Annotated in this window: 25 protein-coding genes; 13 read left to right on the top strand and 12 right to left on the bottom strand. The window is 51.1% G+C overall.

The window, feature by feature from the left end; all coding sequences use genetic code 11:
- Positions 1–42 precede the first annotated feature (42 nt).
- The 7 genes from HRM2_RS01555 (at position 43) to HRM2_RS01525 (ending at position 6,624) form a co-directional block, all read left to right on the top strand.
- A complete protein-coding gene (locus HRM2_RS01555) occupies positions 43–645 on the top strand; it encodes a TRAP transporter small permease (RefSeq protein ID WP_012662687.1) in 603 nt (200 codons plus the stop codon).
- Positions 642–1,934: a TRAP transporter large permease gene (locus HRM2_RS01550; protein WP_012662686.1), complete on the top strand. Its 1,293-nt coding sequence runs from the start codon at positions 642–644 to the stop codon at positions 1,932–1,934. Before HRM2_RS01555 ends, HRM2_RS01550 begins: the two co-directional genes overlap by 4 nt.
- Positions 1,935–2,128: 194 nt before the next feature.
- Positions 2,129–3,439, top strand: a complete 1,311-nt coding sequence (gene hisD, locus HRM2_RS01545) for a histidinol dehydrogenase (protein WP_012662685.1) — start codon at positions 2,129–2,131, stop codon at positions 3,437–3,439.
- Positions 3,440–3,451: 12 nt separating this feature from the next.
- Complete coding sequence (locus tag HRM2_RS01540; RefSeq protein WP_012662684.1) at positions 3,452–4,651, top strand: DegT/DnrJ/EryC1/StrS family aminotransferase; 1,200 nt, start codon at positions 3,452–3,454, stop codon at positions 4,649–4,651.
- Positions 4,652–4,672: 21 nt separating this feature from the next.
- Positions 4,673–5,053, top strand: a complete 381-nt coding sequence (locus tag HRM2_RS01535) for a RidA family protein (RefSeq protein ID WP_012662683.1) — start codon at positions 4,673–4,675, stop codon at positions 5,051–5,053.
- Between the two features lie 110 nt (positions 5,054–5,163).
- Positions 5,164–5,889, top strand: a complete 726-nt coding sequence (gene cuyB / locus HRM2_RS01530; protein WP_012662682.1) for a cysteate racemase — start codon at positions 5,164–5,166, stop codon at positions 5,887–5,889.
- A gap of 81 nt (positions 5,890–5,970) precedes the next feature.
- Positions 5,971–6,624, top strand: a complete 654-nt coding sequence (locus HRM2_RS01525) for a GntR family transcriptional regulator (RefSeq protein ID WP_012662681.1) — start codon at positions 5,971–5,973, stop codon at positions 6,622–6,624.
- Positions 6,625–6,736: 112 nt separating this feature from the next.
- Here the strand turns inward: HRM2_RS01525 and HRM2_RS01520 are convergent, their stop codons facing one another.
- The 11 genes from HRM2_RS01520 to pncB form a co-directional block, all read right to left on the bottom strand.
- Positions 6,737–7,645: an SDR family oxidoreductase gene (locus HRM2_RS01520; protein WP_012662680.1), complete on the bottom strand. Its 909-nt coding sequence runs from the start codon at positions 7,643–7,645 to the stop codon at positions 6,737–6,739.
- 69 nt (positions 7,646–7,714) lie between these two features.
- Entirely contained in the window at positions 7,715–8,182 is a 468-nt protein-coding gene (locus HRM2_RS01515) for a MaoC family dehydratase (RefSeq protein ID WP_012662679.1), read from the bottom strand.
- 90 nt (positions 8,183–8,272) lie between these two features.
- Positions 8,273–9,091, bottom strand: coding sequence for a nitroreductase family protein (locus HRM2_RS01510; protein ID WP_012662678.1), 819 nt, complete (start codon positions 9,089–9,091; stop codon positions 8,273–8,275).
- Positions 9,092–9,134: 43 nt separating this feature from the next.
- Positions 9,135–10,940: an acyl-CoA dehydrogenase gene (locus HRM2_RS01505; RefSeq protein ID WP_012662677.1), complete on the bottom strand. Its 1,806-nt coding sequence runs from the start codon at positions 10,938–10,940 to the stop codon at positions 9,135–9,137.
- A 339-nt stretch (positions 10,941–11,279) separates the two neighbouring features.
- On the bottom strand, positions 11,280–12,038 hold the full coding sequence (locus HRM2_RS01500) for an SDR family oxidoreductase (RefSeq protein ID WP_012662676.1): 759 nt from the start codon (positions 12,036–12,038) through the stop codon (positions 11,280–11,282).
- A gap of 13 nt (positions 12,039–12,051) precedes the next feature.
- Positions 12,052–12,954, bottom strand: coding sequence for a 3-hydroxyacyl-CoA dehydrogenase (locus tag HRM2_RS01495; protein WP_012662675.1), 903 nt, complete (start codon positions 12,952–12,954; stop codon positions 12,052–12,054).
- A 19-nt stretch (positions 12,955–12,973) separates the two neighbouring features.
- Positions 12,974–14,041: a phosphotransferase family protein gene (locus HRM2_RS01490; RefSeq protein WP_012662674.1), complete on the bottom strand. Its 1,068-nt coding sequence runs from the start codon at positions 14,039–14,041 to the stop codon at positions 12,974–12,976.
- Positions 14,032–14,754 (bottom strand): TetR/AcrR family transcriptional regulator, encoded by a 723-nt coding sequence (locus tag HRM2_RS01485; protein WP_049770384.1) that lies wholly within the window; start codon positions 14,752–14,754, stop codon positions 14,032–14,034. The genes HRM2_RS01490 and HRM2_RS01485 overlap by 10 nt, the downstream gene beginning before the upstream one ends.
- Positions 14,755–14,826: 72 nt before the next feature.
- The gene (locus tag HRM2_RS01480) at positions 14,827–16,035 is read right to left on the bottom strand and encodes an acyl-CoA dehydrogenase family protein (RefSeq protein ID WP_012662672.1); all 1,209 of its coding nucleotides are present in this window, start codon (positions 16,033–16,035) and stop codon (positions 14,827–14,829) included.
- Between the two features lie 22 nt (positions 16,036–16,057).
- A complete protein-coding gene (locus HRM2_RS01475) occupies positions 16,058–16,780 on the bottom strand; it encodes a histidine phosphatase family protein (protein ID WP_012662671.1) in 723 nt (240 codons plus the stop codon).
- A gap of 110 nt (positions 16,781–16,890) precedes the next feature.
- Positions 16,891–18,060 carry a nicotinate phosphoribosyltransferase gene (gene pncB / locus HRM2_RS01470; RefSeq protein ID WP_012662670.1) on the bottom strand — a complete coding sequence of 390 codons (1,170 nt, stop codon included), beginning with the start codon at positions 18,058–18,060 and terminating at the stop codon, positions 16,891–16,893.
- Positions 18,061–18,287: 227 nt separating this feature from the next.
- Between pncB and HRM2_RS24850 the strand changes: the two genes are divergently transcribed.
- Positions 18,288–19,073: an electron transfer flavoprotein subunit beta/FixA family protein gene (locus HRM2_RS24850; protein ID WP_148214538.1), complete on the top strand. Its 786-nt coding sequence runs from the start codon at positions 18,288–18,290 to the stop codon at positions 19,071–19,073.
- Positions 19,070–20,059, top strand: coding sequence for an electron transfer flavoprotein subunit alpha/FixB family protein (locus tag HRM2_RS01460; protein WP_012662668.1), 990 nt, complete (start codon positions 19,070–19,072; stop codon positions 20,057–20,059). Before HRM2_RS24850 ends, HRM2_RS01460 begins: the two co-directional genes overlap by 4 nt.
- Here the strand turns inward: HRM2_RS01460 and HRM2_RS01455 are convergent.
- Positions 20,036–20,971 carry a universal stress protein gene (locus HRM2_RS01455; RefSeq protein WP_012662667.1) on the bottom strand — a complete coding sequence of 312 codons (936 nt, stop codon included), beginning with the start codon at positions 20,969–20,971 and terminating at the stop codon, positions 20,036–20,038. The two genes, HRM2_RS01460 and HRM2_RS01455, sit on opposite strands and share 24 nt — an antisense overlap.
- Positions 20,972–21,169: 198 nt before the next feature.
- Here HRM2_RS01455 and HRM2_RS01450 point away from each other — a divergent pair, with 198 nt between their 5' ends.
- The 4 genes from HRM2_RS01450 to HRM2_RS01435 are packed head-to-tail and all read left to right on the top strand — an operon-like array spanning position 21,170 to position 23,129.
- Positions 21,170–21,556 carry a hypothetical protein gene (locus HRM2_RS01450; RefSeq protein ID WP_041272978.1) on the top strand — a complete coding sequence of 129 codons (387 nt, stop codon included), beginning with the start codon at positions 21,170–21,172 and terminating at the stop codon, positions 21,554–21,556.
- 23 nt (positions 21,557–21,579) lie between these two features.
- On the top strand, positions 21,580–22,194 hold the full coding sequence (locus HRM2_RS01445; protein ID WP_232364166.1) for an RNA polymerase sigma factor: 615 nt from the start codon (positions 21,580–21,582) through the stop codon (positions 22,192–22,194).
- Positions 22,195–22,665: an anti-sigma factor gene (locus HRM2_RS01440; protein WP_012662665.1), complete on the top strand. Its 471-nt coding sequence runs from the start codon at positions 22,195–22,197 to the stop codon at positions 22,663–22,665. It abuts the gene before it with no gap.
- 2 nt (positions 22,666–22,667) lie between these two features.
- The gene (locus tag HRM2_RS01435) at positions 22,668–23,129 is read left to right on the top strand and encodes a hypothetical protein (RefSeq protein ID WP_148214537.1); all 462 of its coding nucleotides are present in this window, start codon (positions 22,668–22,670) and stop codon (positions 23,127–23,129) included.
- The last annotated feature ends 123 nt before the right edge of the window (positions 23,130–23,252 follow it).

Raw genomic sequence — 23,252 nt, 5'->3', positions numbered from 1 at the left:
CCGGCAGATCACAGCCGGGCAGGAGCCACCCTGGAGTCTGCCATGCAAACAAAAAAAATTTTACATATTTTGGACAACCTGGAATCCTACATCTGCCAGGCCCTTCTGGTCTTTTTCGTCTGCCTGCTTTTTTTGCAGATTGTCCTGAGGATAACTTTCGGCGGGGTGGATTTTCTTTCAGGATTTATACCGGTCCTTAAACACTACTCGCTGCCCGCCTCCCTGCCCTGGGGAGAGGAGTTGTCCAGATTCGCCTTTGTCTGGTTTGTCTTTTTCGGTGCCACATATGCTGCCCGGCTGGCAGCCCACAACCGGGTGACATTCCAGTTTAAAATTTTTCCAAAAATCGTTGGGAACATATCCACCCTGCTCTCGGACCTGGTCTGGATCGTTTTCAACTGCACCATGGTTTATTACAGCCTTATCGTGATCAAAGAAGGATTTGAATTTCCCGAATATTCTCCAACCCTTGACTGGCTCATGGCCTATGTTTTTTTAATTTTCCCCATTGCCTTTTCCCTAATGACCCTAAGAATCATTCAAGTCAACATCATGAAATATATTTTTCACATTGAAATAGCCGATGTGGATAAAATCGACACAGCCCCGGATCAAGACGCCGGACAAAACGGGGGGGTATCATGAGTGTAACCGCCATTCTTTTCCTGACCTTTGTGGTCCTGCTCTTCATGGGCGCCCCCATCACCCTCTCCCTTGGTGCAGCGGCCATGGCTGGAATGATCGCCTCCGGAAAACCCCTGGAGGGCCTTGTTGAAATTGCCTATACATCGGTAAACTCTTTTCCCATCATGGCATTACCCGCTTTTATCCTGTCCGGTGCCCTCATGGAGTCGGCAGGAATTTCAAGGCGGCTTGTGGCCGTGGCAGAATCCCTGGCAGGACCTTTTACAGGCGGCATGGCCGCATCCACCATTTTATCCTGCCTCTTTTTCGGCGCCATCTCAGGATCGGGGCCGGCCACCACGGCTGCCGTGGGCATGCTCATGATTCCGGCCATGGTTCGCCACGGTTACGGCAAGGGGTATGCCGGTGCCGTGACCTCGTCTTCCGGCGGCCTTGGCGTTGTCATCCCGCCGTCTATTCCCATGGTTATTTACGGAGTATCAGCATCCCAATCCATTGCAGACCTCTTTGTTGCAGGCTTTTTCCCAGGCATTCTGCTATGCGGGGGTCTGATGACCATGAACTATATCCGGTCCAAACAAAAAAAGTACGAGGGTGATGGAAACGTCATTTCAGCAACCAAAATTGCTAAAACCATAAAAGATGGATTCTGGGCCCTGCTTACCCCTGTCATCATTCTGGGCGGCATTTACACCGGGTTCTTTACTCCCACGGAAGCGGCCATTGTGTCGATCTTCTACACCCTGTTTGTGGGTATTTTTATTTACAAGGAAATCAAACTGACCGGAGTCATGAAGGCCCTTGAAAGCACCACCTGGCTCACAGGCAGGGTACTCATCATCATGTTCACGGCCCTGGCATTTGGACAACTTCTGACCCTCAACAAAGTCCCTGATCTCATTGCCCAGGGTCTGATGGACCTCACGGGTAATCTTTACCTGATCTGGGTTCTGGTCATCTTTTTTCTCTTGTTCATGGGCATGTTCATGGAAACCCTGGCAACCATCATGCTGGTAACCCCCGTACTCCTGCCTGTAATGATCTCCCTGGGTGTTGACCCCATCCACTTTGGTGTCGTCCTTGTCTGCTGCTGCGAAATTGGGTTTGCAACGCCACCCCTGGGAGAAAACATGTTTATTGCATCGGGGGTGGCCAACACCACCCTGGAAGATATTTCCGTCAATGCACTGCCCTTTGTGTTCGTCAGTATACTGGTGGTCTTTCTCATAGCCTATATTCCAGGATTAACCCTGTGGCTGCCCAGGGTTCTGGGTGCACTAATGAACTAACCATCCCCCTTTGGCCGGACATTTCCGGCCAAAGGATACCTTTAAAAAGGATCATGATTACATATATTTACACTATATAGATCTATTACTTTTATGATTTTATAAAATATTTTATAAAATCTATTGATACCCGGTTTCTTTTCAGGTAATAGTAACAGTCAGGTACGATTTCACCACAATCAGGAGGAAACGATATGGAGTACATCAAAAAAGCCGAAAAAACTGCCGAGGGTAACTCCGACCGCATCCGCGGGACAGTCAAGGAAATTCTGGCCGACATAGAACAAAGAGGCGAAGAGGCCGTAACCGCCCTGGCCAAAAAATTTGACAACTGGGAAGGGCCCTTTGTATTAAGCCCTGAAAAAAAGCAGCGCCTTATCGACAAGGTCCCTGAAAGTGTAAAGGCAGATATAAGGTATGCCCACCAACAGGTTTCAGCCTTTGCAACGGCCCAGCGAGAGAGCCTCAAAGAGTTTGAAGTACACCCCATGGACGGCGTTCGCCTGGGCCAGCGCATCATCCCCATAGAAGTGGCAGGCTGCTATGTTCCCGGCGGCAGGTTTGCCCATGCCTGTTCTGCCATCATGAGTGTGGCAACGGCCAAGGTGGCGGGAGTCAAAACCGTGATCGCCTGTTCTCCTCCCAGGGGAGATTCCATTGCCCCGGCTGTTGTGTATGCCCTTGATGTGGCAGGAGCGGACATCATCATCGAGATGGGCGGTGTCCAGGCCATTGCCACCATGGCATTCGGACTTTTCACCGGCAAACCCGCCAACATCCTGGTAGGCCCCGGTAATGCCTATGTGGCCGAGGCCAAAAGTATTCTTTCCTCCCAGGGCAAATGCACCATCGACGTTTTCGCAGGCCCCACTGAATCGGCCATCATCGCAGACAAGACCGCCGACGCCATGACCGTTGCCATTGACCTTGTATCCCAGGCAGAACATGGTTATGATTCGCCCGTCTGGCTCTACACAGACTCCAGGGATCTTGGGGAACGGGTATTGGAAATCATGCCCAAGATCATCGCCGACATGCCCAACCCTGAAGTTCCTGAATCCTCATGGCGGGACTACGGCGAAATCATTCTTTGCAAAGACAGGGAAGAGATGTGTCAGGTCAACGACGAATATGCGGCAGAGCATGTTCAGGTCATGGCCGAAGATCTTGATTTCTGGGTTAAAAACTTAAAATCCTATGGATCATTGTTCCTGGGTGAAGGCAGCACCGTTCCCCAGGGGGATAAATGCTCGGGAACCAACCATATTCTGCCCACCAAAAAGGCGGGTTATTACTCAGGCGGTTTAAACGTTCATAAATTTCTCAAAATTTACACCTACCAGGAGATATCCAAAGAGGCCAACATCACCGTCAGCGCCGCTGCATCCCGACTTTCAAGGGTTGAAGGCATGGAAGGTCATGCCAGGGCCTGTGACTGGAGACTGCGTAAATTTTTCCCGGATAATGAGTGGGATTTTGAAGTTTACAACCAGACCAAATATTAGGAGAGATTTTCCATGAGTTGCACACAGTTTACAAAGGATTTCACCCAGCAGGAATCCATTCCCCAGGCCGGCATTGACAAGGCATTGGAAATCATGGCATCGGGAAAGCTCCACAGGTACAACACTGCACCCGGTGAAAAGGGTGAAGCTGCACTTCTGGAAGAAGAATTTGCCCAATACATGGGTAAAAAGTATTGCCTCAGTTGCGCCTCCTGCGGTTCTTCCATGTATCTTGCACTGAAAAGCAGCGGGGTAAAACCAGGAGACAAGGTTCTCTGCAATGCATTTACACTGGCGCCGGTTCCAGGAGCCATTGAAAACTCAGGGGCCGAAATCGTCCTTGTGGATATCACCGACGACTACACCATTGATCTTGACGATCTTGATAAAAAAGCCAAATCGTCTGACGTGCACTGGTTGCTGCTCTCCCATATGCGGGGCCATATCGCCAACATGGACCGCATCATGGAGATCTGCAACACCCGGGGGCTCACCCTCATCGAAGACTGCGCCCATACCATGGGGGCTTACTGGGACCAGAAGAAATCGGGCAGTTTTGGCAAGGTCGGCTGTTTCTCTACCCAGACCTACAAGCACATGAATTCAGGTGAAGGGGGCCTTCTGGTCACGGACGACCCTGAAGTCATTGCCAGGGCCATTATCCTTTCAGGCTCATACATGCTCTATGAGCGGCACACGTCCAGGCCGGATATGTCTGTGTTTGAATCTTTAAAGACCATGGTTCCCAACTATTCGTGCCGCATGGACAACCTGAGGGCTGCACTTTTACGTCCCCAGTTAGCAGATCTGGATACCCAGTGCCGACGCTGGAACGAGCGGTATGACCGCCTGGCCCTGGGTCTAAAAAAAATTCCAGGGCTTTTTCTGCCCGACCGTGACCCAAGGGAGGCCTATGTAGGGTCATCCATACAGTTTTCCCTGAACGGTAAATCCGAAGCACAGATTCTTGAATTTCTAAGCAAATGCAAAGAACAGGGCGTTGAACTCAAATGGTTCGGAAATAAAGAACCCGTGGGCTTCACCTCTGCCTATGAATCGTGGAAATACCTGGGCCAGCTTCCGGATCTGACCAATACCAGACGGATTCTAGCGGTAATGTGTGATATGAGAATTCCTTTGACCTTTACCCTTGAAGATTGCGATACGATCCTTAACATTATCGAACAAACAGTAAAAACGATATTAATCTGAATTTTGGCAAGGAGAACCATCATGTCCAAGATCACTATCAACACTGACAAAGCACCTGCTGCCATAGGGCCTTACTCCCAGGCAGTTAAGACAGGAAACATGCTGTTTACCTCAGGCCAGCTCCCCATCGACCCGGCCACGGGAAAAATTCCAGAGGGCAGCATTGAAATCCGTGCCCACCGCGTATTCAAGAACCTGGCTGCCATTGCCGAAGAGGCGGGAACCAATCTTGACAAGGCCGTTAAAACAACGGTTTACCTGGCGGACATCAAAGATTTTGCAGCTGTAAACACCGTATATGCAGAATATTTCAAAGCGCCGTTTCCCGCACGGTCGGCATTCCAGGTGGCCGCTCTGCCCCTTGGGGCGGACATTGAAGTGGAAGCAATTTTTGAAGTATAAGGAAATTTTTACAGTTCAAAGATCCTGAGACTTTCAGGAAATAAAGATCAATTCTCCTTCTTCCGGCACGGATGCCGGAAGAAGGAGTTGTACAAGGAGTGCCATTTTACATGACTTGCAAAGCAGAAAAAATCGTTGGCATTTTAGGGGGTATGGGACCCGAAGCAACCGTTGACCTGATGCAGAGGATCATTAGCCTGACACCTGCCACAGATGATCTAGACCACATCCGCTGTATTGTTGACAACAACCCAAAGGTACCATCACGAATCAAGGCCATCATCGAGGGCATTGGTGAGGATCCGGGACCTTGCATGGCAGATATGGGACGCCGTCTTGAAACCTGGGGAGCAGATTTTCTGGTCATTGCCTGCAACACGGCCCACCATTATTACCAGGCGGTCCAGGATGCCGTGAATATCCCTGTGATACACATTGTTGGGCTTGTCACAGACCATTTGATTCAGAAATACCCTGAACATAAGAAAATCGGAATGCTTGCTTCCCCTGCAGTTGCCATGACCGGGCTTTACACCAAGAGATTCCAATCAAAAGGGTTAATCGATATCTGGCCAAAACCTGAGGTCCAGCAACAGATGCTTGAAGTTATAAAATCGGTCAAAAAGGGAGAATCCGGTCCTGAAGTTACGAACCGCTACAAAAATATCTGCCGCCACCTGGCCGAACAAGGCGCAACCCTTGCCGTTGTTGCCTGTACGGAATTGAGCGCCCTTGACTGCAATTTACCAATCCCTGCAGTTGATGCGGCTCAGGTTCTAGCCCAGGAGATCGTGGATGTGGCAAAAAACCGCAAGCCCCTTGTCACTTACATCTAAATAGTTGACAAAAACCGACATCCCAACTAAGTGATGATCGTATTTTTATGTTTTCGATCTATTTGCGATAGGATATTCAACATGATCAGCAATAAGTCTTCCATGAAGTCTCTCAGGGCATATGAGAAAATTCGAGATATGGTCCTCACCGGTGTAAAACTGCCGGGTACCCGGCTTATCCTGGCAGAGCTTGAATCAGAACTTGGCATTGGCCGGGGCCCCATCCGGGAAGCTTTGATGCGACTTGACCGATCAGGCCTGGTTAAAAATATCCCTTACAAAGGGGCGATTGTGGCCACTCCGCCCACCCAGAAAGAAATTTTTCACATTTACGCTCTTCGGGTGGACCTGGAGATAAAACTGGCCCTTGAAGCCATGGAAAACCTGGGGAAAGCTGAGTTTAAGACCCTTGATTCACTGCTCAAAAGCATGGAAACCCTGCCCGAGAACCACTATCTCTATGACCATGAATTTCACAACCAGATTTACAATGCCTCCAACCTCCCCCACCTGGTAGCCATCGCCCAAACATTGTCCCTGTCCGTTGAAAGCGTACTCACCGTCTTTCGATGGGACAAGGAACTGTGCAAAAAAATCAACACCGAACACAGGGCCATTCTTGCTGCACTCAAGGCCAGGGATGCCGATGGGGTAAACCTGTATCTCGAACAAAACATTAAAAACGGACTAAACATCATCAATGAGACCTATACCCGGATGCACGGTCTACCCTGATTCAACTTCAATATCAACTTCCAGTGGCAATGCTGCAACCTGTAATGCGAAACATGGGAGTCAACACGAGACCGGCCGTTGGTGTTCACCCGCTCACCCCTATACCCTGGGACTAACTGAGCAAAGGCCCCATATATTCAAATATGCCAAGCCCGCTGCCGTGCTCTCTTTTATTTTCCATGTCTGAAATTTTGTCAAAGTTATCCCTTATCTCTTCAACGCTGATCTTTCGTTGTGCATCGCCGAGACACACACCATCCCCTGAAACAATCGCTGTGCGGCCATACCAGCCAGCACCCATGGCATAGATATTTCCACAGGCTGTGTTCTCTTCTGAACACAGATAAAGCACCATGGGTTCGTTGAACTGGGGGTTCATCTTCTGTTCAAATTCAGGCGGAAACAAATCTGATGTCATGCGGGACCATGCAGTGGGAGCAATGGTGTTGATCTTGATGTCAAACTTTGCGACTTCAAGCTTCAGGGTATTCATGATTCCCACCAGACCCATTTTTGCAGCCCCATAGTTGGTTTGACCAAAATTGCCGTAAAGACCGGATGTGGATGCCGTAAAGATTACCCGGCCGTAGTTGTTCTCCTTCATCACCTTGACGGCCGGCTGGGTGACACAAAACCCACCCTTGAGGTGAACGCCGATGACCAGGTCCCACTCCTCTTCAGTCATTTTCATGAAGGATTTATCCCTGAGGATTCCGGCGTTGTTAATGAGAATATCAACCTTGCCGTAGGTGTCCACGGCAGTTTTTACTATATTTTCACCCCCTGCCATGGTGGCCACGGAATCATAGTTTGCAACGGCCCCACCACCGGCAGCAACAATTTCATCAACCACCTTGTCTGCGGCCGAGGTGTCAGCCCCGGCGCCGTCCCTGCTCGCACCCAGATCGTTTACAACGACTTTAGCTCCCCTGCGGGCAAGTTCCAGGGCATACATTCTGCCTATGCCTTGTCCTGCCCCTGTAACAATTGCCACTCTGCCGTCAAAGCGTATCTCTTTCATCTGTTTCTCCTGTCCCTTGAATGGATATCCGATTGTTTCTGGTCAAAACTTAAGGTTATGGGTTCTGTATCACTTTTTTACATCAAACATGGTCAGCATTTCAGCAACCAGTGCCGGTTTTTCCTGCCCTTCAATTTCAACGGTGTGGGAGGTGGTTACCACGACCCGGCCGTTGGATTTTTCCTCGACGGCGGCAAGAAAGATTCGATCCCTGATTCTGGAACCCACCAGAACCGGCGCAATGAATCTGACTTTATTCATACCATAATTTATGACGATCACAGCCCCCTGGGGAACCACCATATGATTTTCTGAAAAATGGGAAAGCAGAGACAGGGTCAAATACCCATGGGCTATTGTTTTTCCAAAGGGGCCTTTGGCTGAAGCTGCTTGATCCACATGGATCCACTGGTGATCCATTGTGCAGTCAGCAAACGCATCAATTCTGTCCTGGTCAATGGGCAACCAGTCACTGACCCCAAGTTCTGTCCCTATTCTTTGTTTAATCTCTTCCAGGGGAAGAATTTCAACAGCCATTTCATCACCGCCTTTTTTGTGGGGGCCAGGTCCGAAACCTGACCCATCCAGTGGAGAATCCGCCCCAAATCACCAGGCGATCTGATTCGGTTACTTCCAGGTAATCCCGGGCCGGTTCCGTGGGGGAATCCGTTTATAGGTGTAAGTGGGATAACCCACCATCATGGTGCCGAAACTTACATGATTTTCCGGCAATTCCAGGGCAGCCTTAAGCGGGGGCCAAAAAACAGCTGCCGTATTGAAATAACCGCACCAGCATCCGCCAAGCTCAAGGGAAGGCAGAACAAGTTCAAGCCAGGTCATGGCAATGGTGCAGGCAGTCTGGGCCGTTGGGTCTTTTTGATTGCCATGGGCAATGATGAGATGGGGCGCATTACGGGTGATCGTATCAAGACCTGCCTCCCACCCGGAAACAACAAGGTCAAGGTGCAGGGGCCCTGCCATCTGGGGTTTTTCCTTGATCATCCAACGCATCCAGTCAATCACCTTTTCGTTGAGATCTTTAATATGGGCGGTATCATGGATCACATGCCATTTGACCGGCTGGCGGTTGTGACCGGACGGCGCATGGCTTGCAATGGTAATGGCCCGTTCCAGAAGTTTTTTTTCCACGGGTTTTTTTTTATAGGTTCGGATGGACCTTCCCTGGCGAAGAAAGATCTCTGCCTGTTCCGGAGTAAAGGTTGGTGTTTCTTCAAGGGAGATACAGTCTGCAGGTTTCAGGTTCTTGTGGGAAAAAGCCTGGGTGGGACAGACGGCAACACAGTGACCGCAGTTGATGCACAGGGCTTCCGCCTTGTCCACGGGCTGGGGCAACCCGTCGACCATGGTGATGATCCGCACCGGGCACTCTGCCACACAGATGGCATCCTGGTTGCAGAGTTCCGGGTCAATGGTGAACAGCGTCATTATTATTTTCCTTGTATTGGAGATCGAGGTTAAAAAAAACCCCTTAATCGTTAAAGTGTTCCCGGGTCGCTTCCATGGTAATGAAATCCTTGTCCATGAGCCGTTGGGACAGTCCCAGGGTTTTGGGTAACTCATACCTGAAAAAATACCGAAAGGTCAACAGCTTGCCCTGGTAAAAGGCGAGATCTTTTGGCCTGCATCCCTTTTCAATGGCCTCATGGGCCCCGTTGGCCTGGACCAGCCACTGCCAGGCAATGGCGATGATACCGGTCATTTCAAGGAAAAGGGTGGCGTCGGCCAGGAATGTTTCCGGTCCCTTTTCACCAGCAACACCGAACAGATGGGCCGTCACCTGCTGAAGCCGTTCAAGGGCCTGGGCCAGAAGCCCTGCATAGGTGGCTGTCTCCGGAACCGCCGTGGCCTTTGCAATGGCCTTGTTAACCTCTTCCACAAACAGCATCGCAGCCCGTCCGTTGTTCATCACCATTTTCCGACCCAGAAGATCCATACCCTGCATACCCGTGGTTCCTTCGTGGATGGGATGAATCCTTGAATCCCGGAAATACTGCTCCACCGGAAAATCCTCGCAATAGCCGTACCCACCAAAGCACTGGATGGCCTGGCTGGTGGAAAGGATGCCCATTTCACTGGGATAGCTCTTGGCAATGGGGGTGAGCAGGTCCAGCAACAGTAGATTACGCTGCTGTTCATCTCCCTGGGTGGTCTTTGCCAGGTCCGTATACAGGCAGCACTGGAGGCAGAGGCTCAACGACCCTTCCACAATGGCCCGCTGGAACAAAAGCATACGTTTGACATCAGGATGTTCGATGATCGGCACCTGGGGGGTGGCAGGGTTCTTTTCAGACAGCCGTCGTCCCTGGGGACGCTCCATGGCATAGTCAAGGGCGGCATAATAGGCGGCCGTGGCAATGGCCGTGGCCCCTAGCCCCACACCCAGACGTGCCTCGTTCATCATCTGAAACATGCAGGCAAGCCCACGATTTTTTTCACCCACAAGAAACCCGCGGCAGTCGTTTTTCTCGCCAATGGAAAGTTCCGTAATCGGTGCCCCCCTGTAACCGAGCTTGTGGTAGACACCGGCCACCACAACGTCGTTTGACACAAACTTGCCCCCTGTTTCCGGGCGAAGTTTGGGCACCACAAATAGGGAGATCCCCTTTGACCCGGCAGGTTCTCCTTCTATCCTTGCCAGCATGAGATGGACCACGTTGTCCACCCCGTCGTGATCCCCGGCAGAGATAAAGGTTTTCTGCCCCTTTATGGCGTAAAACCCCTTGTCTGTGGGAAAGGCCGTGGTGGTGATGTCCGAAAGCGAACTGCCGGCATGGGGTTCGGTCAGGGCCATGGTTCCCTGCCATCGTCCGGCCAGCATGGGCGGAAGATAGGTGTCGATGAGCTCTTTACTGCCAAAGGTGAGAATCAGCTCGGCAGCCCCGGCCGTGAGCTCAGGAAACACCGAGGCCGAATAGTTGGCCGCGGCAAAGATAAACCGGCAGGCATTGGCAACGATGGTCGGCAGGCCCTCACCGTCATGGTCTTCAGGAAAGCTTGACCCGATCCAGCCGCCTTCTCCATAGGCAGCCATGAGGCTTCGGACCTGGGGATGCACCTTCACCTTTCCATCCACAAGGGCCGGTCCGTTTTTATCCATTTCATCAAGGATGGGATAGAGCTTTGACCGGGCAAGGGTTACGGCGGCATTGACCACCATGGTGAAAATTTTTTTGTTGTGCTGGCCATAGCGTTCCGACCGAGTCAGACGTTCCACATCAAAAATGTCGTAAAGCAGAAAGTTAAGGTTTTTTTCGCTGATAAATTTTGCGCCCATCTTGATTCCTCGTTTTTTTTATAAGAAACTCTTGTCGAAACATCATTGTGAAAGTCTCGACTTTAGAGCCCTCTTTGGTTTCCCTGACTGGAACATTGTAAACCAAAGGGGTTAGGATTTTTGCCCTTCCAGGCGTTAAGAAGCGCAGGCTGTTTGAGGACTTTAGCCCGCAGTTCCTGCGATTTAGTCTGGAAGGGCAGAAATTCCCCCGACGTTTACCGTTCCGGTCAGGGTAACCAAAGAGGGCGGAATGGTACTATTGCCTGCCCGGTATTATCGTGTTTCATGCTTCGTTGTGGCCAAAGCAAACGTCCTGCTGCGGCCATGCCCGGATTAATCTCAGGCCAGCATGCCGCCGTCACAGGTGATGGTCGATCCCGTGGTAAACGATGAGGCCGACGAAGCAAGATAGAGAACAGCCCCGGTCATCTCATCGGGCCGGGCCATTCGACCCAGGGGAATCTGCTTCATCACCATGTTTTTGATCTCCTCGTTGGTGGTGATGGCCGAGGCAAACTTTGTGTCGGTCAATCCTGGCAGCAGGGCATTGACTCGAATATTAAAAGGTGCCAGCTCCTTTGCATAGGCCCGGGTCATGGAAATGAGACCCGCCTTGGTGATGGAATAGATTCCCTGGAAGGGTGCCGGAACAACGCCGTTAATCGACGAAACATTGATGATAGTTGCCTGACCACTCTTCTTCATCAGGGGAACTGCCTTCTGGATCATGAAAAAAGGGCCCTTGAGGTTGACATCATGGGTCTTGTCCCAGGCCCATTCCTCGGCCGCAGCCATTTCACCGAAATAGGGGTTGGCACCGGCATTGTTGACCAGGATGTCCAGGCGGCCGTGGGTCTCCTTGATCCCTTTGATCAGATTATCTATCTGCTGGAGATCTCCGAGATGGCAGGCGGCCGATTCCGCCCTTCCGCCCCCTGCAATGATTTTTTGTTCAACGGCCTTGACCCCCTCTATTTTTCTGCTGACCAGGATACAAAGGGCACCCTTTTCAGCCAGACACATGGCAATAGCCTCGCCAATGCCCCGGCTGGCACCGGTGATCAGGGCTATTTTATTATCAAGATTGAATGGATCCATGAAATTTCCTCCTTTACATTGTCATGAAATCGGGTCGTGAAAAAATGGGATCTGGATAGGTGTAAAATCCCTGTCCAGTTTTGATGCCGTACATGTTTTTGTCAAGATAGCCCTTGAGAAAGGCGGCATTTGCCTTTGCCTGGGTGTCGTTGCGCTTGTTTGCCCAATAGCTTGTCACCTTCCAGCAGGTGTCAAGACCGATGCTGTCCATGATGCCAAACGGCCCCACCGAAGTGTGCATAACCCCCATCCAGGAGCGGTCGATTTCCTGGATGCTCGTCACCCCTTTGGCTGCCAGGGAAAGGGCTGACCCGATGAATGACATGAGCATGTTGTTGAACACATATCCGTTGTTCTCCCTTGCCAAAACAATGGGAATCTGGCCCATGGATTCTGCAAAGGCCTTGACAAGGTCCATGGTCTGGCTGGACGTCCCGGGATGGGGCATGACATCCACAATTTTTGAGAGGGTCACGTCATGGAAGTGGAGGGCGCACAACTTGTCCGGCCGGCCTGAGCGATCGGCAAACATGGACGGTACAAGGGAAGAAGTGTTGGTGGTGAAAATCGTTTCAGGTTTGCAGTGGTCGTTGATCGCACCAAAAAATTTTCCCTTGAGTTCCGGGTCTTCAGGTATGCTCTCCATGACAAGATCGGCATCCACAGCTGCGGCTTTTATGTCAGATGTGGTAGTTATCTGTTCAAGGGCAAGACTGCAGGCATCGCTGGTACATACCCCTACCCTGACCATCCGGTCTCCATTTTTTCTGATGCCCTCAACGCCCTTGGCCAGGATCTCATCAGAGATGTCATACATCACGACACGGTAACCGCTGATGGCGGCAAGGATTGCTGTCTGCTGCCCCATGGTTCCGGCCCCTGCAACGAGTATGGTTTTTATGTCTGTCAGTTTCATGGTGATGGGTTACTCCTTCCTATAATTTTGAATTGTCCATGAGGCGCAGGGCCGCTCTTTCCAGAATCTGAACCGCGCCGATGAGCATGGCAAACCGAGGGTCACGGGTGATGCCCTTATGGTAGCGCTGGTAGATCTGCTGGGCAATGACGGCCAGGCGGAACATGCCGAAGCACAGATAAAAATCAAAGGCATCCATGGATCGGCCCGTGATTTCGGCATAGAGATCTATGATCTCCCTCCGGGTCAAGGCCCCGTCAAGATTGGTGGGCCCACCCCGCAGCATCTGGCACTCTTCAGGGTCAGTCCGGTCAATCCAGTAGGCAAGGGAATTACCAAGGTCCATCAAAGGATCTCCATAGGTGGCCATCTCCCAGTCAAGCACACCGATGATCTCCATGGGACTTTGGGGATTGAGCACCACATTGTCCAGTTTGTAGTCGTTGTGCACCAGGGTGGGGCTGTCCGTGTCCGGCTGCATCTTCTCCTTAAGCCAGGCCATGACCTTTTCAAAGTCCGGGGCATCTGGAGTTCTGGCATTTCTATAGCGCTCTGACCAACCCTTGACCTGGCGGGCCACATACCCCTCTGGTTTTCCCAGAAACGCCAACCCTGCGGAACGAACATCAATGGCGTGTAGATCAGCCTGGAGACGGACAAGGTTGGTACAAAGTGTATGGGCCTGGTCAGGCGTAAACGTCAACCCGGCCGGCAAATCTTTTCTGAGAATGATTCCCTTGATTTTTTCCATGATGTAAAAGGGGCATCCCATGGTTGCGGGATCTTCTGAAAAGGCAAGGGGTTTAGGACAAAGGGGAAACACGGGATGGAGGGCCGTCAGAATCCGGTATTCCCGGCCCATGTCATGGGCTGATTTTATCTTGGCGCCCACGGGGGGCCGCCGCAGGACCAACTCTTGATCACCAACACGAATCTGGTAGGTAAGGTTTGAAAATCCGCTTGGAAACTGGCGGATGGTTAACTCTCCGGTCAAGTCAGGCAGGGTCTTGTCCAAAAAGAGCCGTACCTTTTTGGGATCAAGGGCCTCACCCTCCCTTACCCCGACGGCTTGGTCTGTCACTTGCATGGGTGTTCTCCTTTGTCTGTTGAAACCAGGGTTTGTTTGATGCAGAAATTATCAACAATTTCGAGAATATAGTCTGAATAGTCATCAACGGATATGTTGCGCTTGGCGTACTTCCAACGCTTAAGATACCAGTCCTGCTGCATGGCCTTGATAATGCTGGCCGTGAGCCTGTGGTTGCGTGGAACAAAAACCCCCTGGCGCTCCCCCTGTTCAAGGATGGCCACCAGGATCTCTTCGGTATACTCTTCAAGGCGGATGACCGATTCCAGAGCGTCTTCAGTTAAATTTCTGGCTTCCATAAAAGTGAAATAAAACCAGGGCCGGGCCTTTTCGCTCAAGAACAGATGGGCCTTGATCACATTTTTAAGACGTGTGACAGGGTCCTCCGGCCGGTTGGCAAAGGGTTCAAGCACCCGTTCAATCATGGTGCGGCCCTGGCGCTGGATAATGGCAAGCAGTTCCTCCTTGCCTTTGAAATAACCGTAGAGGGAGCCCATGCTCATCTGGGTTTTTGCACTTAAATCCCGCATGCTCATGGCCTGAAATCCCTTTTCATAGGTGATCTGGAACACGGCATCAAAAATCTTTTTAAAATTTTTAACAGCTGTTTTCTCTTTTTTGATGCGGATGGCATCCTGGTTCTCCTCGAACACCTCCTTGCAGATGGTGTCCCCAAAGCTGTTCATGCTTTTTTCAAATTCATGGTAATTCATGTCACGCAAAGATCTCCTGCGTTGATGCGGGGTGCCAGGGAACTTTGCCGTTCCAGATCCCGACACGCATATCTATTTAATGGTTCGTCCCTCATAGGATCTAAGGATCCGTTTTGCAAGGCTCATCTTGTGAACCTCATCGGCCCCGTCGTAGATCCTTGCGGCCCGTTCGTGTCGATAGAAAAAGGCCAGGATGGTGTCGTCGGTCATGCCAAGGCCGCCATGGAGCTGGAGGGCCCGGTCCACCACCCGGTTCATGGTGTTGGCAACCACAAACTTGATGGTTGATATGGCCTCCCTTGAAGCAGCTGCGCCATTCTGGTCAATCTGCCAGGCCGCATTCAGGGTCATCAGCCTTGCCGCATCAATCTCCGCCTTTGATTCAGCAATCCAGTTCTGAACCGTCTGCTGGGTACCTAGGGTTTTGCCTTTCGGGGTGATGACCCGGTAGTTGGCCCGGTGGCACATGAGATCAAAGGATCGACTGCAGATGCCCAGCCACCGCATGCAGTGATGAATACGACCGGGTCCGAGGCGTTCCTGGGCAATGACAAAACCCTGGCCCTCGGGCCCCAGGAGGTTCTCCTGGGGAACCCTGCAGCTCTGGTAAAGAATTTCAGCATGGCTGAGGTAGTCGTTTCCCTCGTGCCCCATGACGGGAATATTTCTCACCAGGTTAAATCCCGGGGTATTGGTGGGCACGAGAATCATACTTGCCCTTAGATAGGGTGATGCTTCCGGGTTGGTAACAGCCATGACAATGGCAAAATCCGACCCGTCCGCAGACGATGTATACCACTTGTGGCCGTTGATCACATAGTCACCCCCGTCCTTTACAGCTGTTGTTTCAAGCATCACAGGATTGGAGCCAGGCATGTCCACCTCGGTCATGGAGAAACAGGATCGGATATCTCCCTGGACCAGGGGATTGAGGTAGCGCTGTTTTTGTTCGTCAGTGCCGAACATATGCAGAATTTCCACATTCCCGGCATCCGGGGCCTGGCACCAGAACACAAAGTGTCCCAGGGGAGACCGGCCAAGGGCTTCGGATACAAGCCCGTGCTCCAGAAGGGAAAGCCCCATTCCACCACACTCCACAGGAAAATTGGGGGCCCATAGTTCCATCTTTTTGACCATGGCCTGTTTTTCCTTTAACACAGGCAGCATACTCCTGAAATCCTTGACAAGGAACTCAGGCTCCAGGGGGATGAGCTCCCTGTCCACAAACTCATTGATCATTTCCACAATGGTTTCAATCTTTTTTGACACGGAAAAGTCCATTTGATTCTCCTTGCATAAACATTTATCGGTATGTGATCAGGTCCTGCTCTGGGTCCATCCTGAGGTGGGCAACAGAGTTGAATCCGGCCATGGTAAGCTTGTTTTCATCATAGGTTAACCGGCTGATGGAGGCATTGCAGATCTGCCAGCCGGTCTCCATGGTGACTGCCATGGAAAGGTTGAGCGCCTTTTGCACCAAGACTGCGATAACGCCCCCCGAGGTAAATACGGCAATCTGCCTGCCCGTTCCATTTTTCGCGATTATTCTGGAAATGCCCCTGTGTATGCGTTTTTTGTACTGTTCAAATGTTTCAGCACCGGGGATATCGTATTGCCCCGAGACCCACCGTTTGAACATAAGGCTGAACAGCGCCACAAAGGTTGGGTCATCCGTGAATATCTTTTTGCTTTTTTCCCTGAAGGCCGGGTCCTCAGCCACCAGGGCTGGCAGCTGGCTGTTAATGATGGCCATGAAATCGTACTCGTTGAACTCGGGAAGAATGGCAGGTTCCCATGGGGATTGCCGGGAGAGTGACGATTCATTCCAGGCAAGGGACATGGTCCGCTTTGCCGTGTCTGTCTGACGCTTCATGCTGCCTGCGTAAACAGCGTCAAAGGCTGTTTTTGACCTGGCAAAATAGTGTCCCAGGGCTTCGGCCTGGCGAAATCCCGTGGCTGAAAGCGCATCATACTCGTCATCACCAAAACACGCCTGACCATGGCGTATCAACCAGATGGTCCCCATTTCTTCCCCCCTGCATCGTCTGTTCTATTCTTAAACTGGCACCACCTTATCCCCTTAAAGATGTCAAGTCAATAAAAATAGAACGAACGTTCGCTTTTTTGAGGAAAGATTCACATTCCCCGTTCAAGCACCTTGATGCAGTGGGCCAGCTCCTCGCTGTCACCCGTGTGTTTGCCCTTATCATCGGAAAGCTTGATGGCGTTGTGCCAATCCTTTTCAGGGGCGGTTCTGCACTTTGCAAGCTTGATCACCATGTTAAGGGGGGTAACGCCGACATCATTGGTAAGGTTGGTGCCGATGCCGTAGGAATCTCGTATCCGGTTAATGCAGTGGTTGTGAATGTGAACAGCCTTGTCAATGTCAAGCCCGTCTGAAAAAACGATGGTCTTTGTGATGGGATCGATGTGCAGTTTTTTGTAGTGGTCCACAATCCTGTCGATAAAGGCGATGGGATCTCCTGAGTCATGGCGGACCCCGTCAAAGAGTTTGGCATGGAGGGTATCAAAGGTGGAAAGGAAAATATCCGTTGTAAAAGTGTCAGTCAGGGCAATACCCAGGTGTCCGTGGAATGCCGTTGCCCAGGCCGCAACGGCTGTGGGATTTGCCATTCTGTAGCCGTTGAGTACGCCATGGAACATGATCCATTCATGGGCCATGGTGCCGATGGGTTTGATGTTGAAAAGTCTGGCCAGATTGACGTTGCTGGTGCCGATGAGGGTGTTATGCTCAAGGGCCAGGATATCCCGGATTAATGCCTCGTGACCCGAGGATGAAAACCGCCGCCGGGTGCCGAAATCAGCATAGCGAATGTTGTTGCAACTCAGGATTTTTGCCTTGTTGAGGTTAATGACCCGGATCTGTTCGTCGGGCAGGGGCCGGGCATTGGTCATGACAAAATAAAGCTCACTGATGATGGCCATGAGTGGCACTTCCCAGAGAATGGTTCGGTACCAGGGCCCCTTGATGGTAACCGACAGTTCACTGTTGGTCTGGGAAACGGTGACTTCATCGGGATCAAAGGTGTAGTGCTCTAGAAAATCCAGGTATACCGGGGTCATGAAGTAACAGGTTTTATCAAGATACTCCTTCTCCTCCGGGGTCAGCCGGAAATTTTTCATTCCCTGTACTTCAACCTGGAGTCTTTGTGCAAAATCTTTGGGAAAAGGCGTATTGGAGCGGTTGATAAATTCATATTCCACATCCACGCGGGGATATAGCATATGCACGGCCTGTTGCATGGTAAATTTGTACAGGTCATTATCAAGGATGCTCTGGATCATTTTTAAATTCCTCTGTCGGATGCATTATTTCATTATCAATATATACACTTTGTTTTTTGTAAGTACATTTTTTACACGATATTGGCAATGTCAATTTTATTTGACTCTCTGACCGTTGTCGTTTTACCCAAAGTTTTTAAGTGTTAAATCAACTGCCGGATAAAAAATAGAACAAACGTTCGTTTTTTGTCTTGATCCAGATTTAATTGTATGCCTATAACCTTGGCATGAATATTCTTGTATGCATAAAACAGGTAACAACGAGCCCCCAGGGCCACACCTTTGCCATGAACCGCTTTGACGAGTATGCTCTTGAGGCGGCAATTCAAATAAAAGAGCAGTTTCAGGACCAGGGACATGGAGCGGTTGTGGATGTGGTTACCGTGGGCCGTAAAAAAGCCGAAGAAGTTATTAAACGAGCCTTTGGCATGGGTGCTGACAACGGCTATCACATTGTTGTGGAAAAAGATCAGACTCCCGGAGTGACGGCAGAATTGATCTTTCAAACCCTGGGGCAAACCCTTGGACAAACCATGGGCCTGCCCCACCACTCCACACCAGGAAACCACACCTATGACCTTGTACTCACGGGCATGATCTCCCAGGACGCAATGGAAGGACTGACCGGACCCATCCTTGCCGAACGCATGGGCATTGCATGTGCCACGGGTGTTATAAAGATCTCCTTGGTTTCAGGAACCTCTGACATAACCGTTGAAAGGGAATTGGACCGGGGGGAACGCGAATGTCTGGCAATAAAACTTCCGGCCCTTTTAACCGTCCAGGCGGGCATGAATACCCCCCGGTATCCAACCCTTTCCAAGCTGCTCAAGGCCGGATCAAAAAAAATAACGACGGTTATCGTTCCCCAGGATAAACTTTTCAAAGAAGACCAGACCGTCATACGGCTCCAGGAGCCCACAAAAAGCCGTTCTGGAACCCTGCTTGAAGGAAGCGTCGAAGACAAGGCCGAAGCGCTCTTTTCCATTTTAAGAAAAAGGGGGGTCATATGAAACCCATCGCGGTTGTTGTCGAGCATGACGGTAAAAGAATCCTTCCCGTCACCCACGAACTGATACATCTGGCAACCCTTCTGGCAAACGGAATCCATGCCCCGATTGTGCTGGTGATTCCGGGAACAGACCAGCCAGATATGGCAGCAGAACTTGCCCGCCTGGGAATGCGGACTATTTGTCTTGCCATAACAGGCATTGACGGATACAACAGCGGGGCATACAAGACGGCCCTGGCTGAACTGTTTGCCACGCTTTCACCTTCCCACATCCTTGTTGCCCACACGGCAACGGGAAGGGATTTTGCACCGGGCCTTGCCGTACGGTTAAACGGCACCGCCATTGCCGGGGTGAACAACCTGTTATGGGAAGATGGTGTGCCCCTTTTTTCAAGGCCCATTTTCAATGGTGCAAAAAACGCCCTGATCCAGGCAAACAAAACCCCCTGCATTGCCATGGTCCAACCCAGTGCGTTCTTATCCCCAGAGGTTCCGGCATCGGCTCCCCTTCCCGGCCCCATTGAAACCATGGAAATCAAATTTTCAGACCCAGGAATTAAACGCCTGGGCACCCGTTCTGCCGACAAAAGAGGAGATGATCTTGAACGAGCCACGGTGATTGTTTCCGCAGGAAGGGGGCTTGGCTCAAGGGAGAACCTCGGTGCCGTGGAGGGATTTGCCGCACTTTTTCCCAACGCCGCCATGGGAGTATCCCGGCCACTGGTGGACGATGGATGGATGCCCTACCGGTTCCAGGTGGGCATCACCGGCGCCAGGGTTTCCCCCGAGGTGTACATTGCCTGCGGCATCTCAGGATCTTCCCAGCACCTTGCCGGCATCATGGGTTCAAAAACCATTGTCAGCATCAATTCAGACCCCAATGCCGCCATATTCAACCACTCGGATTACTGCATTGTCGCAGATATCCTGACCTTTATCAGCGCCTTTGAGGCCATTGCCGCATCAGTTAACGATCCAGACCGCTGAGTTGGCGGCAAGCTGGACTACCTTTTTGCTCACCCGACCGATAAAGAACTCCTCCACACGGCTCAACCCCCGTCGGCCCACGGCAATGGTGCCAAACCCGTTTGCCTCAGCATCCTGGACAATGGCCCTGGCCCGGGAGTATTCGTTTTCCTTGATCTCCCAGCAGATGTTTTCCCGTTTAACCCCTGCGCCAACCAGCTGTTCAACTGCATTTTCAATCATGGGTTCAACAATCCTGCGGGTTTGGCTGAACATCTCCTCTTCGGCAATGTGGATATCCTGGGCCGCAGAGGTATAAACATCGCTGATGGTTCGGATGACGTAACAGATCTTGATGCTGCTCGCCTCCTTGTTCATCATCCGACAGATGCAGTCCACAGTCCGCTGGGCGCTCTCTGAACCATCAAAGGCAATCATCACCTTTTTAGGAATGGTGCAGGCACCCACGACAATGAGGGGCATGCCCACGATTTTACCCACAAGCTTTGTTGCAACGTTGCCCAGAATAAAATCCTTGAAACGGCTGACACCTGTACGACCCACGACAACGCAATGGAACCCCTTTTCCGACTCATCAATGATCTCCCTTGCAACATCCTTGACAGCATCCTGGTATTTAAGGGTTATGGACTTGTAGGGGAACCCGAGTTCCAGAAGAATGACCCTTGCCGCTTCCATCTGGTTTTTCATGGCCTTTTCATGCTCCAGGGTCCAGGATTTAACAGAACTCATCCTTCTCTGAAACCCGGAACCAAGATTCATGTCCCAGAAGGATTCGGGGATATGGCTATCCACATGGAAAAGTTCTATTTCCGTGTGCCTGGGTGAGAAAAAATCCCCGGCATACTGAACAGCCTCAAGGGCGTGGGCCGAGGCATCCATGGCGATGAGTATTTTTTTGCTGTTTTCCATGACAACCTCCATCTTTTATCGTATCAGGCATTGGGGCTGATTATAATTTACTGTATCAGGCAAAAAATAGGTTGTCAAAAGCCCCTTGTTTTTTAATTTTGAACATTCTCAACGCACCGGTGTCTTACTTCTATACGAAACACCCACCAGGGTGAATCAATAAAACGGCAAAACAGAGGTTTAAACAGGAGGTATACAATGAAAAAAATAATTGGTATGACTTTGATGACCCTATTGATGATATCGATTTATGCGGCCCCGGGATATGCGGGTTCAAGGAATCAGAACCTGGTCCAGGGGATCGTAATCGGCACGGGGGCCGTGATTCTTGGTGCAGCCCTGCTCCAGGGATTCCACCATGATAACCGGGTCCGTGTAGTGGCTTCCAACCACCGGGGTTACAGACCCGATACCAGGCAACACAGTCCTGTCCGGGGGCAACGGGCCTGGGCTAACCCCCGGTATGAACGACAATGGAATTCCGGTCACGATAACCGCCAGGGGCACCGGATCAATGGACCGTATGAGCGGGTTGTTGTAGGCCAGAAATTCCGTGATAGCAGGCGAAACCCGGGTCGCCGTTAACCCCGGGGGCTATTTTTTAAACCTTGGGACAGGGTACCGTGGAAAACGAAACCATCAAATCTCCGGCCGGGCTGAATCTGGATGAAAAACATCTCATCAAAGAACTCAAGCTCGGCCGGGAAAAGGCCTTCAGGGTTCTTGTTGATCGATACCAGAGACGCCTGCTCAAGGTGTCCTATGGTATTGTTCTTGAAGAAGAGGAGAGCCTTGAAATCGTTCAGGATGTCTTTGTCACGGTTTACCGGCAAATTGGCAGTTTCAGGGGAGATTCAAGGCTTTTCACCTGGCTTGTAAAGATTACGATCAACCTCAGTCTCAACTGGAAACGGCGCTGGAAACGACGATTCAGATGGTCCCACAGTTCGTTTGAAGCCCATGATGCCCCACCTGTCAGGGCCTCGGAGAACAGGATTGAAACCCCTGAAACACTATACCGGGAAAGGGAGCTTGAGGCAGATATCATGGCTGCAGTGGAAACGTTACCTGAAAAGGCAAGGGTTGTTTTTGTGCTCAACACCCTTGAGGAACTGTCCTACGGGGAAATTGCCCAGGCCCTTGACATAAAGATCGGCACGGTTAAATCAAGGCTGTTCCAGGCAAGAAAATTGCTGACCGCGGTCTTGGCACAGGAGGGCTAAATGAAAAAATGCACAGTTTATGACCTGGAAACCCTGGGACTGTATGTGGACGGGGAACTTGAGCCCCATGCCAGGGAAACGGTTGAACGCCACCTTGGCATGTGCAGCCGTTGCAGGTCTGTTGTTGAAAATTATGAGCAGCTTGCCGCAACCTTTAAACTGGGGGTTGAGCGGCGCGCGCCATGGGAATCTCAATGGTTATCAGACAAAACAGTTTTCGCCCCCGTCAACACCTGGCGGCAATCCTTTTCCACGGGCTTGATCGGTTTTGTGAAAGCAAAAAAATATACCTTGCAGCTCGCCTCCATTGCTGCAATACTTATCGCAGGCGTTTTTTATTACCAGGCCCACACTGTTTTGCAGGACGGCCCCAGCGCCATTATCAATTTCGTGGAGGGAGATATGGCATCTGTCATGATTTTTGAAACACACCCGTCAAATAACACCATCATATGGTACACGGAGGGCTGAACGTGCTGAAACGAGCCTTCCCCGCCATCACCCCCCTTGCCTTTCTTGTTGCCGTCCTGCTGTTGGTGCCCTGGGACCTTTGGGCGGCCAACAGCATACGAACCCATATCAGGGTAATCCATGCATCAACGGGCCCGGCCCACCTGGATCCAGGATTAAGGGATGTTGGACCGGAACTTGCGTCGGTGTTTAAATACGCCTCCTACCGGCTGATCAATGAAAGGACCATGAATCTTTCGCCGGGAAAGCAGGGACGTGTTTCTCTTCCCGGAGCAAGGGTGCTGGAGGTGGTTCCCCTGGGTCTCAAGGGCAAAAGAATCAAGTACAAGGTGGAAATTTTCAAACATGGCAGCCCGGTGTTCACCACCGAAATCCTGTTGAGAAACCGCAGCAGCATCACCATCGGGGGGCCTGAATTTGAAAAGGGCTACCTGCTCTTTAATATTTTTGGCGAGATCAACTGATCAATAATCAGTGGCTGACCGAAAACCCGTGTTTGGGCGGCTCGAAGAGGAGCTGTGCTCACAAAATTGCCCAGATGCAAGGCGCAAGCAAAGCTGAAACCGGAGCGTACTGTAGTACGTGAG

This window comes from Desulforapulum autotrophicum HRM2, from assembly GCF_000020365.1.
GTDB classification, from domain to species: Bacteria; Desulfobacterota; Desulfobacteria; order Desulfobacterales; family Desulfobacteraceae; genus Desulforapulum; species Desulforapulum autotrophicum.
The sequence above is the reverse complement of the archived record's forward strand: the minus strand, read 5'-3'. Positions and strand labels throughout refer to the sequence as shown.